Here is a 15,819-nt window from a genome sequence, read left to right as displayed (position 1 = left end):
TGACACGCTGTGACCATTGCTTAATATGGTCACAAAAATCTCGTTAAGGAACGCCGATGCCTCCCCTGCGCCCGATTGCTCTTTTGGTTAGCGCCAGCCTCATGGCAGGTTGTGCGGTGGGTCCGGATTACCATCGTCCAGACGCCCCGCTTTCAGATCATTACCTGGCGCGGTCTGCTGTCGAACCGCGATCCGGATCGACACCGGACAGCCTTGCCGCCTGGTGGGAAAGCTTTAACGATCCGCTACTGAGCAACCTCATCGACCAGGCCTTGCAGCAGAATCTGGACCTTGCACAGGCATCAGCGCGCGTCACCCAGGCCAAGGCCGGCCTGGGCGTCGCAAATGCAGCACTGCTGCCCTCGGCGAACATCAGCGCACAGGCGGCACGCGCTTATCAGTCCGTCGAGACGCCACTGGGCCAGGTGTTGAATTCAACACCCGGCTATGACCGTTACGGCAATGCCTACGAGGCCAATCTCGAGGCGGGCTGGGAAGTCGATGTCTTTGGCGGACTGCGCCGCGGGCGTGAGGCGGCACTGGCTGAGTATCAGGCCTCAGCAGCCGGTTTCACGGCGACGAGGTTGGCGATCGCTGCGCAAACGGCCGATATCTACATCACCCTGCGCGGATTACAGGCGCGGCTGGACATCGCCAACCGGCAAGTCGATACTCGGCGCGCGTTGCTGGAAAAGGTCCGGTTGCTTTACGGCAAGGGTCTGGCCGCGGAGTATCAGGTGCGCCAGGCCGAGGGTGAGTTGTCGCAAGTCGAGGCGACCGTTCCGGTACTGCAAAGCGGTCTGGAAGCAGCAATGAATGCGATGGACGTACTGCTCGGCACGCCTCCCGGCACTCACCGCACGCAACTGGCACGTGAGGACGAAATTCCCGATGTGCCGTCGCTGACTGCGCTGGGCACACCGGCAGATCTGCTGCGGCGCAGACCGGACCTGATCGTGGCCGAACGCCGCCTTGCGGCCTCTAACGCGCGTATCGGCGAAGCGATTGCCGAGTACTACCCGAAATTTTCTCTCAGCGCCTTGCTGGGCAGCGCGACAGCCGTCTCCGGCGGCAATCTTTTCACTGGTGGCGCAAGCCAGTCTGCCGGTGTCTTGGGTTTGCGCTGGCGGCTTTTCGACTTCGCACGCATCAACGCCCGGATCGATCAGGCCAAAGGTCAGGAATCAGAAGCATTGGCGGCCTATCGCCAGTCGGTACTGCGTGCCACCGAAGATGTAGAGAACGCGGTGTCCTCACTGGTGAATCGGCAAGCCCAGACCACCACCCTTACCGGCGGCGAAGCCGCGCTGACTCAAGCTCGCCAGTCCTCGTTCACCGCCTATGAAAAAGGCACCGCGAGCCTGATTGATGTCCTGCACGCCGACGAAACACTGTTGCAGGCCTCCGACGCCAGAGCGCAGGCGCGGACGGAATCGGCCCGTGCGGCGGTGGCGGTATTCAAGTCACTTGGTGGTGGCTGGCAACCCACTGAATCACAACCTGTAGCGGCACGCTGAGCAGCACCACCAGATCGCTTTCAGGTCAGGGCATCAGGCTGCGCAAAATGAGGTTCGAGGTCAGCGTGGGCGCTACCTCGATAAAATCGAGATTGTGCTGCAGCAGCAACGGGTTGACGAAGGGACGCAGAGCCAGATGAATCGCCTCGACGGTCTCGTCCAGCGGAGTCTTGCGCTCGAACTCTCCGAGCTCTCGCCCTTCACGCACGATGTCGAAAATAAAGCGCTTGATCTGCTCCTCATACACCTGAGCACTTGGCCAACGCTCCGCTGCCGAGAATGCCGCGATGTCGTAAAGCTTGCGATCATTGAAGAACAGGTCCACACCCGTGGCAATCACGGTCTTCACCAGCCGGCGTAAACGCTCGGTCGGCGAAATCGCCTCTGCGTTAACAGCCTGTTCGACCGCTGCAACCATTTGCCCCAGACAATTTGAGCAGATCGCTTCGCCGATCGCCTGCTTGGAATCAAAGAATTTATAGATGTACGCCTTGGAAAAACCGATGGCCCTGGCCAGATCGGAAACCGTGGTTTTGCCATAGCCGTATTGGCTGAAGTGTTCATTGGCTGCCGCGACGATCTGATCACGAATGTCGTGATCGACTGGGCCACGTGGGCCGGGCGAAGATATGGATGGCTGATTCATGGGCGTAGCTTACTCACCCTGTCGAGGTCTTACAAATCGTGACCAATAGAGTACATATTCACGAAAAACGGCTGTCTAAAACGGGCTGACGTTCAAGTCATCGAACAGGGCGGATCAGTCCTTCTACAAGGTTTCTACTTCATCGACCGGCAACACCGGCAATGAAGCAAACATTTCGGCGCGGCATACCTCAAGGATTTCATCCGCCAGGGCGGAATCATCCGGGCAGGCGCGTGACAGGATGATTGCGCCGAGCGCACGCGACAGCAGGTCGATCATTTTCTTTCTCCCCTCGCCCTCCCCAGCATCCGGCCCTGTCGGATATTTTTCCCCCAGAGTTTGCAGGGTGCGTTCAATGCCTTCGGCAAACGTGGCTTTCACATCGTCCGACTGACGCGCCGCGTCGCCACACAGTGCGGCCATCGTGCAACCGCTGCCGCGTCCGTCGCGATGTTCTCTGTTCACATAGACGTTGATGAAACCGGGAACATCGAGCGCCTGGGCGCCGGTCAACGATTTGCCGAGACTGCAGGCCGAAGCTTCGGCCATCAGGTCAGCCTTCGAGCCGAAGTGTTTGTAGAAGCCTCCATGGGTGAAACCGGCAGCCGCCATGAGATCCGCCACACCGACGCCGTCAAAGCCACGCTCACGGAACAGCTCTGAGGCCGTCTCAACGATGTGTTCTCGATTGGCCTGCGCCTGGGCCTTGGTCACTCTCACGTGCAATACCTCGTGTTTAGCGGTAATTCCTGCGTCCGATGATACATAGATGTCGGCCATAATCAAAACCGTTGACAGTTTAGATTTCGATCATCATCCTAATTTCACACCCACCGATCTCCATTCACGGGCACGGAAGATTCATCAGATGACCAAGCAGACTCTGTTCACCCCTTACACCCTTGGCAGTCTCACGCTGTCGAACCGCGTCGTTCTCGCGCCGCTGACACGCAACCGCGCAGGCCAGGGCTTTGTCCCCAGCGAATTCGCGGCCGTCTATTACACCCAGCGCGCCAGCGCCGGCTTGCTGATCAGCGAAGCTACACAGATTTCCCGACAGGGCCAGGGTTATCAGGACACCCCCGGGATCTACACGCAGGCGCAGATAGACGGTTGGCGCACGGTCACCGATGCGGTTCACGCCAAGGGCGGAAAAATCTTCCTGCAGCTGTGGCATGTCGGCCGCGTCTCACACGTTGACCTGCAAGAAAACGGCGCCGCACCGGTGGCCCCTTCTGCGCTGCGTGCCGCGACCAAAGTGTTCGTCAACAACCGCTTTGAAGACGTCTCCGAACCCCGCGCCCTGGAAACCAGCGAACTGCCGGGGATCGTCTCCGATTTCCGCCAGGCCGCGGCCAACGCGGTCGCCGCCGGGTTCGACGGCGTGGAGATTCACGGTGCAAACGGCTATTTGCTGGATCAATTCCTCAAGGACAACGCCAATCTGCGCACCGACGCTTACGGCGGTTCGATTGAAAACCGTGCGCGTCTGTTGCTCGAAGTGACAGCGGCCGTCGTCAATGAGATCGGCGCGGATCGCACTGGCGTGCGCCTGTCTCCCGTGTCGCCGGCCAACGGCGTATCCAGCAGCGATCCGCAGGCGCAATTCAATTACGTCGTCGAGCAACTCGACGCCCTCGGTGTGGTTTATCTGCACGTGGTCGAAGGCGCGACTGGCGGCCCTCGCGACGTGGCCCCTTTCGATTTCGGCGCCCTGCGCCAGCGCTTCAAAAACACCTATATCGCCAACAACGGCTATGACCTGGACCTGGCGAACGCGCGGCTCGCCGAAGACCAGGCCGACCTGATCGCCTTCGGTCGCCCGTTCATCGGCAACCCGGATCTGGTGGAGCGCCTCAAGCAGGGCGCGCCGCTGTCCGCTTTCAATCCCGCCACCCTCTACGGCGGCGGCGCGGCGGGCTACATCGACTACCCGGCTCTCGCTGAATCGAGCGTCAGCGCAAGCTGAGCGCGTTCCGTTTCTCACCTCCTGAAAAAGAGATACCCCATGAGCACTCGCCCTACTGTTCTCATCACCGGCGCCTCCACCGGTATCGGCGCCGTCTATGCCGAACGCTTCGCCAAACGTGGCCACGATCTGGTACTGGTCGCCCGCGATCAGGCTCGCCTGGACACACTGGCAGCGCGCTTGCGCAGCGAGCACGACGTCGCCGTCGATGTCATCCCGGCAGACCTGACCCAACTCAGCGATCTGACCACCGTTGAAAGCCGCCTGCGCGACGACGCCCGCATCGGCATTCTCGTCAATAACGCCGGCGCCGCGCTGTCCGGCCACTTCGTCGATCAAAGCACCGACAGCGTTGCGCAACTGGTCGCCCTGAACACCACGGCGCTGGTGCGGCTCGCCAGCGCCATCGCCCCACGCCTGGCCAAGGCCGGCGACGGCGCAATCATCAACATCGGTTCGGTGGTGGGCCTGGCGCCGGAGTTCGGCATGAGCGTCTACGGTGCGACCAAGGCCTTTGTGCTGTTCCTTTCCCAGGGCCTGAGCCTGGAGCTTTCGCCTCAGGGCGTCTACGTGCAGGCCGTGTTGCCCGCCGCCACTCGCACGGAAATCTGGGATCGCTCCGGCGTCGACATCAACACCCTGAGCGAAATCATGGAAGTGGGTGATCTGGTGGATGCCGCACTGGTTGGTTTCGATCGTCGCGAACCTGTGACCATCCCGCCGCTGCACGAAGCCGAGCGCTGGGATGACCTGCAGGGCGCACGTCAGGGCCTGCTGGGACAAATCCGCCAGTCTGCGGTTGCCCAACGCTACCAGACGCCACAGTGATTTTTTGCTAGCGAGCATTCGCGGCAGATTCGATGCAGGCACAGGGCATTGCATCGAATCCTGCCCGCTGGCCGGAGTGACAATGAGTTCAATACAGACAAATTCCCGCTCGGGTTCGCCGACGTCATTCATCGACGCGGCGAACCAGTCGATCACGGTCAACGGCATTCCCTTCGCCTATCGCGACACTGGGCCCGCAACCGGCATGCCCCTGGTACTGTTCAACCATTGGGGCGCGGTACTGGACAACTTCGACCCCGCGATCATCGATGGCCTGGCGCAAACCAGACGCGTCATCACCACCGACTATCGCGGCATCGGCAACTCGGGTGGAACCGCGCCACTGACGGTGGGCGAAATGGCCGACGATGCCATCCAGCTGATCAGGGCGCTGGGGCTGAAAACCGTGGATGTGCTCGGTTTCTCCCTCGGAGGTTTCGTCGCTCAGGACATTGCCCTCAAGGCGCCTGACTTGGTACGCCGGTTGATTCTGACCGGTACTGGACCGGCGGGCGGCACCGGCATAGACAAGGTCGGCACAGTTTCATGGCCATTGATCCTCAAAGGTTTGCTGACCCTGCGCGATCCCAAGTTCTACCTTTTCTTCACCTCGTCGGCCAATGGGCGACGGTCTGCCTCGCAGTATTTAAGACGCCTCAAGGCACGCAAGAAAAATCGCGACAAGGGCCCGACGCCCCGCGCTTTCCTGCGGCAATTGAAAGCCATCACCGCGTGGGGCAGACAACCGCAACAAGCGCTTGGACGCTTGCGCACGCCGACGCTGGTCGTCAACGGCGACAACGACATCATGGTGCCCAGCGTTAACTCGTTTGAACTGGCCAGGCTTATCCCCAACGCACAGTTGGTGATTTTTGAGGATGCCGGGCACGGCGGGATTTTCCAGCATCACGCCGACTTTGTGGCCAAGGCGCAGGCGTTTCTCGATGCTTGACCACGTCACGCAGCAACACCGCAACCCACCGACTACCCTCCGTACAACCAGCAAGAGCCGCACCACGATGAAAGCATTTCTGATTGATGGCTATGGCAAGAATCCCGGACGCATTGGCGAAGCGCCCGCCCCTGCAGTCGGTGCCCACGACGTCTTGATCGAGGTCCATGCGAGCAGCGTCAACGTGCTGGATTCGAAGATCAGCAAAGGCGAGTTCAAACTGATCCTGCCCTACGCCTTTCCGTTGATCCTGGGCAATGACCTGGCGGGGGTTGTGGTTGAAGTCGGCCCGCAGGTGACACGCTTCAAACCGGGAGACGAGGTATACGCTCGCCCGCCCGAAGCGCGGATCGGGACGTTCGCCCAATTGATCGCCGTGAACGAAAACGCGGTCGCCCTGAAACCCGCCAATACCGACATGGCACAAGCCGCATCCCTGCCCTTGGTTGCACTGACCGCCTGGCAAGTACTGGTTGAAACCGCCCGGTTGCAAAAGGGCCAGAAAGTGCTGATTCACGCGGGTTCCGGCGGCGTCGGCACAATTGCGATTCAGCTTGCCAAACACCTCGGTGCGTTTGTCGCCACAACTACCAGCACCGCCAATGTCGAATGGGTCAAAGCGCTGGGGGCCGATCTAGTCATCGACTATAAACAGCAGAACTTCGAAAATGTGCTGCGTGACTACGACGTGGTGCTGAACAGCCTTGGCGCCGACGTGCTGGAGAAATCACTCGCGGTCCTGAAACCCGGTGGTCAACTCATTTCCATCTCGGGCCCACCCACTGTGCAGTTCGCGAGGGAGCAAGGATTGTCCTGGCCATTGCAGCAAGTCATGCGACTGCTGAGTCTTGGCATTCGTCGCAAAGCGCGCAAGCAGGATGTCAGCTACGCGTTCGTGTTCATGCGGGCCAATGGCGCTCAACTGCAACACATCACCGCGCTCGTGGAGGACGGGATCATCAAACCAGTGGTTGATCGTTCCTTCCCCTTTGAATCAACGGCTGAAGCATTGAAGTACGTTGAGCAGGGACGCGCCAAGGGCAAGGTCGTTGTTTCTCTCAAATGACCACGCCGCCTACTCATGAGTCGACCATAGAAACTGCACAGCTTTTACTGCTTGAGCGCTCATCATCCGAAGTGATTTCGCCAGAGGTGCAGGAACAGCAAACGCCGCAACCGGATGTTGCGCGGGTTGAACCGCCCGTTATCGTTTGGCGCAGTTTGATGCTTGAGCCATAAGGCGAAACCGGTTGCAGGTGATCTCGTCAGGCTGTCGCGTTCGGCTCGACAAGATGAACTTCCGTGGCATTGCGTCCGGCCAGCCAGGCCAGCACAGACGCGGCGACCAGGACAGCGGCGCTAAGCTCGAAGGTGGCTTTGTAGCCGCTCAAATCAAAGGCCAGACCGCCAACGATTGCGCCGCCGGCGATCGCCAGTTGGACGATGGCCACCAGCAAGCCGCCTCCGGCTTCCGCATCATCCGGGAGCGTCTGCGCCAGCCACGTCCACCAGCCGACCGGTGCGGCCGTGGCGACCAGCCCCCAGAGTCCGAGCAACACGGCGGTCAGCACCGGCGATTTGCCGAAGCTGACCAACGCCAGCGCAATCACCGCCATGATCAGCGGAATGGCGGTCAGCGTGCGGTAGAGACCACGGCCCATAAACCGTTCGATCAGAAAGGTGCCGATAAAACCTGCCACTCCAAGCCCCAGCAGCATGAAGGACAAGGTTGAGACACTGACGCCAGTCACGCCTTCAAGAAAGGGCCGTAGATAGGTGAACAGCATGAACTGCCCCATGAAAAAGACACTCACGGCGACCATGCCCAAGGCCACTGGCAATTGCTTCATCAGACGCAGAACGTTGCCGCTACCTGCCTGGCGTTCGGCCTTGAAGGACGGCAGGCTGATCAGCAGCCACACGGCGGCAAGCACCGCGACCGGAACCACACAGAAGAATGCACCGCGCCAGCCGATCAACGAGCCGAGAAAGCTGCCCGCCGGAGCGGCGATGACCGTGGCCAATGCGTTACCGCCATTGACGATGGCCAGCGCGCGGGAAACCTGTTCAGGCTTCACCAGGCGCATGGCAGTCGCCGCCGACAACGACCAGAAACCACCAATCGCAATCCCGATCAAGGCACGTCCAAACATGAAGGACGGGTAGCCCGGGGCGAACGCGACGACCGTACCGGAGACGATCATCAGCAGGGTCAGGCCCAGCAGAAGCTGCTTGCGTTCGATGCGAGCGGCGACCGAGGCGATCAACAAACTGGTGATCAAGGCAAAGGCACCGGACACGGAAATCCCCTGCCCGGCCTGGCCCTCAGTGATGTGCAGGTCCGCCGCAATCGGCGTCAGCAGGCTGACAGGCATGAACTCTGAAGCGACCAGAGCGAATGCCGCTAACGACATCGCCAGCACGGCGCTCCAGCCGCCTGTTCTTTTAGAAGGATCTGTAGAAGGAAACGTCATGGGAACTACCTGTGGTGCGAAAAACGTGTGGGGGGGTGATGCGCAGGGGCAAACAGTTTGTCGCCTATCCGGGCAGTGCCCCTGTAACAGATAGACACATTCTCCCGGTCAGTCCGGTGCTTCCCTAGCGCATTCCTCTTGAATGCTTGCCTGATCCTCTGGCGATGCAGGGTCATGGATAGGAAACGTCGCGCGCGCGCATTAGAGTTCGGTCAAAGGAGCGAGCCCACATGATCCCGACCCCTCTGCCCCAGGAATCACCTTTGGCACGGCACATCGACCCGCACGTGCGCGCACCGGGTGACTTCGCCACGTCGATACCCGGGCTGTCGCTGTTTCGTCGCGACCAGCCGGCGCCCCCCGTGGTGTGCATGATCGGACCCAGCCTGATTCTCGTGGGCCGCGGCGAAAAGCGCCTGTGGGTGGGTGGTGAGGGTTACAGCTATGACCCGTCGCGGTTTCTGGTCACGTCGCTGGACCTGCCCGCCAACTCCGAAGTGTTGCTCGCCAGTCCTGAACAGCCCTGTGTCGGCCTCGTACTGAAGCTGGATGTCAGCATGCTTGCCGAGGTCATCACCAAGAGCGGCTTGCCCGCGAAACGCCAGCCATCAACGGGTACGGGCGCTGCGATCGGCAGCCTGTCGTCAGCTTTGGAGGACGCGCTCGATCGCCTGCTGGCATTGCTCGATGAACCCGAGGCGATCCCGGTCCTGGCGCCGCTGATTCTGCGGGAAATCCATTATCGGCTGCTGCACACCGACCAAGGCCCACGACTGCGGCAGATCACTGCCGTCGACGGTCAGGGTTATCGCATCGCCAAGGCCATTGACTGGCTCAAGGTCAACTACACCGATGCCCTGCGCATCGACGATCTGGCCGCGCGGGTGCAGATGAGCGCGCCGACCTTTCACCATCATTTCCGCCAGCTCACCGGCATGAGTCCGCTGCAGTACCAGAAATGGCTGCGGCTCAACGAAGCGCGCCGACTGATGCTGATCGAGCGCCTGGACGTGTCGCGGGCGGCGTTTGCGGTCGGCTATGAAAGTCCTTCGCAGTTCAGTCGCGAATATGGCCGGCTGTTCGGCACCGCACCGAGTCGTGACATGGCCCTTTTGCGTGGGCAGCCATTCGAGGCAGAAGCCCTCGGCACAGTCGCGAATTGAAAGTAAACCGGTGATGCGCCTCGCCGCGTGTCACCGCTCATAACAATGCACGTCAACCGATGATCAGCGGGTGAATCATGGAACTACGAATCAACCAGAAGACCTATCAGGTCGATGCCGACGCCGATACGCCCTTGCTGTGGGTGATCCGCGATGATCTGGGCATGACCGGCACCAAGTACGGCTGCGGACTGGCGCAATGCGGCGCCTGCTCGGTGCTGGTGGACGGCAACGTCGTGCGCTCGTGCGTCACGCCGGTGGCGGGTGTGGTCGGCCGCGAGGTCACCACCATTGAGGCCATCGAGGCCGATGACGTGGGCAAACGGGTCGTCTCGACCTGGGTCGATCTGCAGGTCGCCCAGTGCGGCTACTGCCAGTCCGGGCAGGTGATGGCTGCCACCGCGCTGCTCAAGCAGAACCCCAAACCGAGTGATGCGCAGATCGAGGCGGCGATGGTCAATCTGTGCCGCTGCGGTACGTACAACGCCATCCATGCCGCCGTGCATGAACTTGCCGGCAAGGGGGACGCGTGATGAACGTTCGTATCGATCCTTCACAACACGCTTCAGTCCTGGATCTGCAGGAACCGATCAATGTGTCGCGCAGACGTTTTCTGACCGGTACCGCCGTCGGCGCACTGGTGCTCGGCTTCGGTCTGCCACTCGGTGCGACACGGGTGCAAGCTGCAGCAACGGCGACTGCCGAGCGCGGCACACAGGTCCCGGCGTTTCTCGAGATCCGCCCGGACAACCGCGTGCGTCTGCTCTGCCCGTTCATGGAAGGTGGACAAGGGACGTTCACCGCCATGGCGCAGATCGTCGGTGAAGAACTGGATGCCGATCCGGCGACCTTCCTGGTCGAAGCCGCGCCACCTGGCGAAGCCTATGTGGTGATGGAAAACGGTATGCGCATCACCGGCGGCAGTATGTCGGTGCGCATGAGTTACCCGGTCATGCGCCGCCTCGGTGCCCTTGCCCGCGCCATGCTCTTGCAGGCGGGCGCGCAGCAACTGGGCGTGCCGGTGAGCGAGTTGAGCACCGAGCCTGGCAAAGTGGTGCACGCCAAATCGGGCCGCTCGCTGGCCTACGGTGAACTGGCCGAGCGCGCGATGGATCTGCCGGTTCCCGATCCGGCCTCTGTGAAGCTGCGTGATCCGAGTCAGTTCCGCTGGATCGGCAAACCGGTGAAGCGCCTCGATGCCTACGACAAGTCCACGGGCAAGGCGCTGTACAGCATCGATCTGAAGGTTGACGACATGCTGCATGCCGCCGTTCAACATGCCCCGCGCCTGGGGATGACCGTGGGCAACCTGCGCAACGAAGACCAGGTCAAGGCGATGAAAGGCGTACATTCCGTGCATCGTCTGCCCGGCGCCGTGGCGGTGGTCGCCGAGCGCTGGTGGCACGCCAAACGTGCGGTCGAGGCGATCCAGGTCGACTGGCAAGAGCCAAAGGCCGATAGCAAAGTGCGGCCGATGCCCGCCGACTTTTCCAGCGATGCCTGGTTCAAGCGCCTCGCCGAAGACAAGGGCCCGGCCAAAGATGATGAAAACGAAGGCGACGTGGCTGCGATGCTCAAGGGAAGCAAAACCCTGATCGATGCCACTTACCACAACCAGTATTTGAACCACGGCCAACTGGAGCCTCCGTCGGCATTGGCCCGATTCAATCCGGACGGTTCGCTGGAAGTCTGGCTGCCGAATCAGGCGCCGGACATGTTCCGTGCCGACATCGCCAAACGCACGGGCCTCGATCTTTCGCGCATCACCTTGCATTCGCCACTGCTGGGTGGGTTCTTCGGCCGGCATTTCCTCTATGACTCGGCCAGTCCGTATCCGCAGGCGATTGCGCTGTCCAAGGCAGTTGGCCGTCCGGTCAAGCTGATCTGGAGCCGCGAAGAAGAGTTCTTGCGTGACGTGCTCCGCCCGGTTGCCGCCGTGAATTTCCGCGCGGCACTGGACAACGACGGCTGGCCGCTGGCAATCGAAGCGGTCAGTGCCACCGAAGGGCCGACCGAAGCCCTCGCCGGCAAGCAAGGTGAAAAGCTCGACCCGACTGCGCTTGAAGGCTTGTCGGGCAAGTCCTACGCGATCCCCAACAAGCGCATCGCGCAGATCTACGTCAAAGGCCCGGCCATGCTCGGTTACTGGCGCTCGGTGGGTAATTCCCTCAACGACTTCTTCTATGAATCGTTCCTCGATGAACTGGCCGACAAGGGGGGCAAAGACCCATTCGAGCTGCGCCTGCATTTGCTGCGTGACAACAAACGCCTGACCACGCTGCTGCAAGCGGTGGGTGAACTGTCCGGAGGCTGGAAGCGCGGCCCGTTTACCGCCGAGGATGGCAGCCGACGTGCGCGAGGGGTGGCCATGGCTTCGCCGTTCGGTACCGAGACGGCGGTGATCGCCGAGGTGTCCATCGAGAACGGCCAGGTCAAGGTGCATGACATCTGGCAAGCGATTGATCCGGGCAGCATCGTCAACCCGGCGATTGTCGAGGCTCAGGTGAATGGTGCCGTGGCGTTGGGACTGTCGCAAACGCTGGTGGAGGAAGCCGTGTGGGTGGATGGTAAACCGCGGGCGCGCAACTACGACTTGTATCCGATCCTGCCGCCTGCGCGGATGGCACGCGTTCACGTGCGTGTGGTCGAGAGCGGGGAAAAAATGGGTGGCATCGGTGAACCGCCATTGCCTGCGGTCGCGCCCGCTGTCGCTAACGCGGTGGCAGCGCTAACCGGTCAGCGGGTGCGCAGCCTGCCCCTGAGCCGACACACCTTCACCTGATCAGCGCCGGAGCGTTCATGAATAACAGCCGATTCGCAAGAACCGCTGGCTGGCTGGCCGTGCCGTGCCTGGTCGCGGCAGGCCTGCTGGCCTGGTACGTCACCCGCGAGCCAGTCTCGCGCCTGGAAAACCACCATATCGCCGTGGCCGACATCGACCCGGCATTGGTCGCTCGGGGCGAATACGTCGCCAGGTTGAGTGATTGCGTGGCCTGTCACAGCGTGCCGGATGGCGCGCCGTTCGCCGGTGGGCTGGAAATGGCCACACCGCTGGGCGCGATCCATGCGACCAATATCACCCCGGACACGGAGACCGGCATCGGTCACTACAGCTTGGCGGACTTCGACCGTGCCGTGCGCCACGGCGTAGCTCCCAACAGTCGCCGGTTATACCCGGCGATGCCCTACCCGTCCTATGCCAAGCTCAGTGACGATGACGTGCGTGCGCTGTATGCGTTCTTCATGAAAGGCGTGGCGCCGGTCAAACAGGCGAACATCCCGAGTGCGATTCCGTTTCCGCTGAACCTGCGTTGGCCGATTGCACTGTGGAACGGTGTGTTTGTCGACGCCGAGCCCTACGTAGCCAAACCGTCGCAGGATGAACGATGGAACCGCGGTGCTTATCTCGTGCAGGGCGCCGGGCACTGTGGCAGTTGCCACACGCCGCGCAGCCTGGCGTTCAACGAGAAGGCACTGGATGAGTCCGGCAAGCCATACCTCGCCGGCGCCCTGCTCGATGGCTGGTACGCACCGAGCCTGCGCGATGACCACAACACCGGGCTGGGCCGCTGGAGCGAGCAAGAGATCGTGCAGTTCCTCAAGACCGGTCGCAACCAGCACGCGGTGGTCTACGGCTCGATGACCGAGGCGTTCAACAACTCCACGCAGTTCATGAGCGATGATGATCTGACCGCGATTGCCCACTACCTGAAGTCGCTTCCCGGCGATCGTGAACGGGATGGCGCACCCTGGCAGTACCAAGCGGTTTCGGCAGCGCAACGTCTGGACTCGCCCGGTGCGCATACCTACGTGACACGCTGTGCGTCTTGCCACGGTCTGGACGGCAAGGGTCAATCGCAATGGATGCCGCCGCTGGCCGGCGCGACTTCTGCACTGGCCAAGGAAAGCGCCTCGGCGATCAACATCACCCTCAATGGCGCGCAACGTGTGGTGGCGGCCGGCGTGCCGGATGCCTATCGCATGCCGGCCTTCCGTGAGCAGCTGTCGGATCAGCAGATCGCCGAAGTGCTGACCTTCATGCGCAGCACCTGGGGCAATCACGGCAACGCTGTGGATGCGAACACGGTTGGCAAACTGCGTGAGCACACCGATCCGGCCAGCAGCAGTCCGATCATCCTGCAGATGCGCTAGAGGAGAGATTGATAAAACATCGACTTGCGGGTCCCGCGCACGGCGCGGGACTGGCTAGCCGCCGGCGAGCGCGCCTTGCCCCCAGACTGCTCAGTGCGGACTGGCAGTCGGACGAACCACAATCTCACTCACATCAACATCGTCAGGCTGCTCGATGGCATAGGCGAGCGCTCGCGCAATGGCGTCTGCATTGAGTGCCACACGACGGAAGGCTTTCATTTCCTCGCGTGCCACCTCATCGGAAATCGTATCGGCCAGTTCGGACTCGACCACACCCGGGCACACCACGGTCACCCGGATCTTGTCCGTTTCCTGGCGCAAGCCATCCGAGATAGCCCTGACTGCGAATTTGGTCGCGCAGTAGACCGCAGCGGTCGGAGAAACCGCCAGGCCACCAATGGACGAGATATTGATGACCTGCCCGAAGCCCTGCGCCTGCATGTCCGGCAAGACGGCGGCAATACCGTGCAGCACACCGCGAACGTTGACATCAAGCATCTGGTTCCATTCATCGACCTTCAACGAAGCCAGCGGAGACAAAGGCATCACCCCCGCGTTGTTGATGATCACATCGACCTTGCCATGTTGCGTCTTGGCGAACGCCACGAAGGCGTGCATCGATTGCAGATCCGTAACGTCCAGTGCGCAGGCACTTGCGGAGCCCCCTTCGGCCTGGATCTCGCTGACCAGTTTGTCCAGACGCTCGGTACGGCGGGCGCCGAGAACCACATGCGCGCCTTTGGCGGCGATCAACCTGGCCGCTGCTTCGCCAATACCACTGCTTGCACCGGTAATCAGGACGACTTTGTTTTGAATGTTCGACATATCCGTAGCTCCTGCTGTCTGTATTGAAGTTCAGCACCGACCGCTGAAGACGCGTTCGTTACTGCGGGGTACGTCGAAAAGATTAAGGGCACGAGCCTCGTCGACGCGTGCCGAAACCTGCGCAACTTTTGCCTATTCGTGTCTGTGTGCATCGCCTGCAAATTTGTAATTAAGCGCCGCTCACGCCCCACGGAACTCGCTGGGCGTTACGCCCACTTCACGACGAAAGACCTGCGAGAAGTGACTGGGGCTCGAGTAGCCGACCTCCAGCCCGACGTCGATGATGCTAAGGCGGGTTTCCAGTAGCAGGTGCCGCGCACGAACCATGCGCAAGCGGATGAAGTACTGCGATGGCGAAAGCCCTGTCGCCCGCTTGAACAGGCGGCTGAAGTGGTACTCGCTCAGCTCGGCAAGGCTGGCCAGTGTTGCCAGGCTGAATTCAGCGCTCAGATGCGTGTTCATGGCGTCAGTGACTTTGCGCAATTTGTAGGCTTGCAAGGCGTTGACCCGACGCCCGGGCTGGCCTTCATCGAGATAGCTGCGCACCAGATGCACGGCCAGTGCCTGCGCCAGAGAGCGGGTGAAAAGACCGCTGGGTGAGCGTTCCAGAACCAGTTCAGTGCGCAACTGCTCCATCACAAATGCGACGCGCTTGTCCCGTGCCCCTGAAACATCGCGCAAACGCACAGACCCGGCGTGCTGACCCGACAGCTCTCGAGACGCTTGCTCGATCAGCGGCAGCCCGAGATAAAGATGCATGACTTCGAAGGTATCGCCTCCGTGCGTCTGCCAGCGCATTTCATACGGCTCATCGGAGCTGGTGAGGAAAAAATCGCCGGCACTGACCTGCGCAGCTTCCCACTCGCCACCCAATGCGCGCTCCTCCACCCTGGCCGCCCCGGCCAGAACCAGAACGAGCAACGGCTCCACCACTGCAAGCACGAGAATGGGTTCGGTAACACTGCGATGGGTGAACAGCTGAATCACAACATCCGTGATTTCCGGGCGCGAGGGTAACGCCTGCGGTTCGCCTGGCAGGAACTCAGCCATCGACTCGCCGGTGATGCGCAAGTCTCGAGAAGATGTCGACATCTGTTCCTGGGAGGTACGCCCGGTATTTGCCATGAACTCGTCCTTTTCAGATTCGGCTGTGCCAAGCCCGACAGGTCTTGGATGCTTGCCCGCACGCCGCGTCAGCAGACCGGCTCGATGATATCGGGCTTTTGCCGTGGATTGAATCGAGCACCGAACCTTCCTCACTGACATTCAGCGCAAAACCCCGACAGCGCGGGC

At 61.3% G+C, this 15,819-nt stretch carries 14 protein-coding genes; 9 read left to right on the top strand and 5 right to left on the bottom strand.

Annotated elements, in window-relative coordinates; translation table 11 throughout:
- Window positions 1–56 precede the first annotated feature (56 nt).
- A complete protein-coding gene (locus tag LOY31_RS13465; RefSeq protein WP_258713485.1) occupies window positions 57–1,517 on the top strand; it encodes an efflux transporter outer membrane subunit in 1,461 nt (486 codons plus the stop codon).
- Between the two features lie 25 nt (window positions 1,518–1,542).
- Here the strand turns inward: LOY31_RS13465 and LOY31_RS13460 are convergent, their stop codons facing one another.
- Window positions 1,543–2,163: a TetR/AcrR family transcriptional regulator gene (locus tag LOY31_RS13460; protein ID WP_039772195.1), complete on the bottom strand. Its 621-nt coding sequence runs from the start codon at window positions 2,161–2,163 to the stop codon at window positions 1,543–1,545.
- Between the two features lie 123 nt (window positions 2,164–2,286).
- Complete coding sequence (locus LOY31_RS13455) at window positions 2,287–2,883, bottom strand: TetR/AcrR family transcriptional regulator (protein WP_007955146.1); 597 nt, start codon at window positions 2,881–2,883, stop codon at window positions 2,287–2,289.
- A gap of 148 nt (window positions 2,884–3,031) precedes the next feature.
- Between LOY31_RS13455 and LOY31_RS13450 the strand changes: the two genes are divergently transcribed.
- The 4 genes from LOY31_RS13450 (at window position 3,032) to LOY31_RS13435 (ending at window position 6,978) form a co-directional block, all read left to right on the top strand.
- Window positions 3,032–4,132 carry an alkene reductase gene (locus tag LOY31_RS13450; protein ID WP_258713484.1) on the top strand — a complete coding sequence of 367 codons (1,101 nt, stop codon included), beginning with the start codon at window positions 3,032–3,034 and terminating at the stop codon, window positions 4,130–4,132.
- Window positions 4,133–4,171: 39 nt separating this feature from the next.
- The gene (locus LOY31_RS13445) at window positions 4,172–4,960 is read left to right on the top strand and encodes an SDR family oxidoreductase (RefSeq protein WP_085604232.1); all 789 of its coding nucleotides are present in this window, start codon (window positions 4,172–4,174) and stop codon (window positions 4,958–4,960) included.
- 82 nt (window positions 4,961–5,042) lie between these two features.
- A complete protein-coding gene (locus tag LOY31_RS13440) occupies window positions 5,043–5,912 on the top strand; it encodes an alpha/beta fold hydrolase (protein ID WP_085604235.1) in 870 nt (289 codons plus the stop codon).
- A 67-nt stretch (window positions 5,913–5,979) separates the two neighbouring features.
- Complete coding sequence (locus LOY31_RS13435; RefSeq protein WP_258713601.1) at window positions 5,980–6,978, top strand: NADP-dependent oxidoreductase; 999 nt, start codon at window positions 5,980–5,982, stop codon at window positions 6,976–6,978.
- A 199-nt stretch (window positions 6,979–7,177) separates the two neighbouring features.
- On the opposite strand, the gene LOY31_RS13430 is transcribed toward LOY31_RS13435, so the two are convergent.
- Window positions 7,178–8,386: an MFS transporter gene (locus LOY31_RS13430; RefSeq protein ID WP_258713483.1), complete on the bottom strand. Its 1,209-nt coding sequence runs from the start codon at window positions 8,384–8,386 to the stop codon at window positions 7,178–7,180.
- A 230-nt stretch (window positions 8,387–8,616) separates the two neighbouring features.
- Between LOY31_RS13430 and LOY31_RS13425 the strand changes: the two genes are divergently transcribed.
- From LOY31_RS13425 to LOY31_RS13410, 4 genes are all read left to right on the top strand, one after another.
- Window positions 8,617–9,549 carry an AraC family transcriptional regulator gene (locus LOY31_RS13425; protein WP_258713482.1) on the top strand — a complete coding sequence of 311 codons (933 nt, stop codon included), beginning with the start codon at window positions 8,617–8,619 and terminating at the stop codon, window positions 9,547–9,549.
- Window positions 9,550–9,626: 77 nt separating this feature from the next.
- Window positions 9,627–10,082: a (2Fe-2S)-binding protein gene (locus tag LOY31_RS13420; protein WP_027613020.1), complete on the top strand. Its 456-nt coding sequence runs from the start codon at window positions 9,627–9,629 to the stop codon at window positions 10,080–10,082.
- The gene (locus LOY31_RS13415) at window positions 10,082–12,331 is read left to right on the top strand and encodes a molybdopterin cofactor-binding domain-containing protein (RefSeq protein ID WP_258713481.1); all 2,250 of its coding nucleotides are present in this window, start codon (window positions 10,082–10,084) and stop codon (window positions 12,329–12,331) included. Before LOY31_RS13420 ends, LOY31_RS13415 begins: the two co-directional genes overlap by 1 nt.
- 17 nt (window positions 12,332–12,348) lie before the next feature.
- Complete coding sequence (locus LOY31_RS13410) at window positions 12,349–13,701, top strand: cytochrome c (RefSeq protein ID WP_258713480.1); 1,353 nt, start codon at window positions 12,349–12,351, stop codon at window positions 13,699–13,701.
- A gap of 90 nt (window positions 13,702–13,791) precedes the next feature.
- Here LOY31_RS13410 and LOY31_RS13405 read toward each other — a convergent pair whose 3' ends face one another.
- Both LOY31_RS13405 and LOY31_RS13400 read right to left on the bottom strand, forming a co-directional pair.
- A complete protein-coding gene (locus LOY31_RS13405; RefSeq protein WP_085604259.1) occupies window positions 13,792–14,526 on the bottom strand; it encodes an SDR family oxidoreductase in 735 nt (244 codons plus the stop codon).
- Between the two features lie 180 nt (window positions 14,527–14,706).
- Window positions 14,707–15,651: a helix-turn-helix domain-containing protein gene (locus LOY31_RS13400; RefSeq protein WP_258713479.1), complete on the bottom strand. Its 945-nt coding sequence runs from the start codon at window positions 15,649–15,651 to the stop codon at window positions 14,707–14,709.
- Between the last annotated feature and the right edge of the window lie 168 nt (window positions 15,652–15,819).

Origin of the sequence: Pseudomonas sp. B21-021 (genome assembly GCF_024749205.1) — a bacterium.
Lineage (GTDB): Bacteria > Pseudomonadota > Gammaproteobacteria > Pseudomonadales > Pseudomonadaceae > Aquipseudomonas > Aquipseudomonas paraglycinae.
The sequence above is the reverse complement of the archived record's forward strand: the minus strand, read 5'-3'. Positions and strand labels throughout refer to the sequence as shown.

What these genes read in the sequence shown, in the direction of transcription:
- LOY31_RS13410 (WP_258713480.1), top strand. Translation starts at nt 12,349, where the DNA reads ATGAATAACAGCCGATTCGCAAGAACCGCTGGCTGGCTGGCCGTGCCG.
- LOY31_RS13415 (WP_258713481.1), top strand. Translation starts at nt 10,082, where the DNA reads ATGAACGTTCGTATCGATCCTTCACAACACGCTTCAGTCCTGGATCTG.
- LOY31_RS13465 (WP_258713485.1), top strand. Translation starts at nt 57, where the DNA reads ATGCCTCCCCTGCGCCCGATTGCTCTTTTGGTTAGCGCCAGCCTCATG.
- LOY31_RS13440 (WP_085604235.1), top strand. Translation starts at nt 5,043, where the DNA reads ATGAGTTCAATACAGACAAATTCCCGCTCGGGTTCGCCGACGTCATTC.
- LOY31_RS13405 (WP_085604259.1), bottom strand. Translation starts at nt 14,526, where the DNA reads ATGTCGAACATTCAAAACAAAGTCGTCCTGATTACCGGTGCAAGCAGT.
- LOY31_RS13420 (WP_027613020.1), top strand. Translation starts at nt 9,627, where the DNA reads ATGGAACTACGAATCAACCAGAAGACCTATCAGGTCGATGCCGACGCC.
- LOY31_RS13430 (WP_258713483.1), bottom strand. Translation starts at nt 8,386, where the DNA reads ATGACGTTTCCTTCTACAGATCCTTCTAAAAGAACAGGCGGCTGGAGC.
- LOY31_RS13445 (WP_085604232.1), top strand. Translation starts at nt 4,172, where the DNA reads ATGAGCACTCGCCCTACTGTTCTCATCACCGGCGCCTCCACCGGTATC.
- LOY31_RS13450 (WP_258713484.1), top strand. Translation starts at nt 3,032, where the DNA reads ATGACCAAGCAGACTCTGTTCACCCCTTACACCCTTGGCAGTCTCACG.
- LOY31_RS13435 (WP_258713601.1), top strand. Translation starts at nt 5,980, where the DNA reads ATGAAAGCATTTCTGATTGATGGCTATGGCAAGAATCCCGGACGCATT.
- LOY31_RS13425 (WP_258713482.1), top strand. Translation starts at nt 8,617, where the DNA reads ATGATCCCGACCCCTCTGCCCCAGGAATCACCTTTGGCACGGCACATC.
- LOY31_RS13400 (WP_258713479.1), bottom strand. Translation starts at nt 15,651, where the DNA reads ATGGCAAATACCGGGCGTACCTCCCAGGAACAGATGTCGACATCTTCT.
- LOY31_RS13460 (WP_039772195.1), bottom strand. Translation starts at nt 2,163, where the DNA reads ATGAATCAGCCATCCATATCTTCGCCCGGCCCACGTGGCCCAGTCGAT.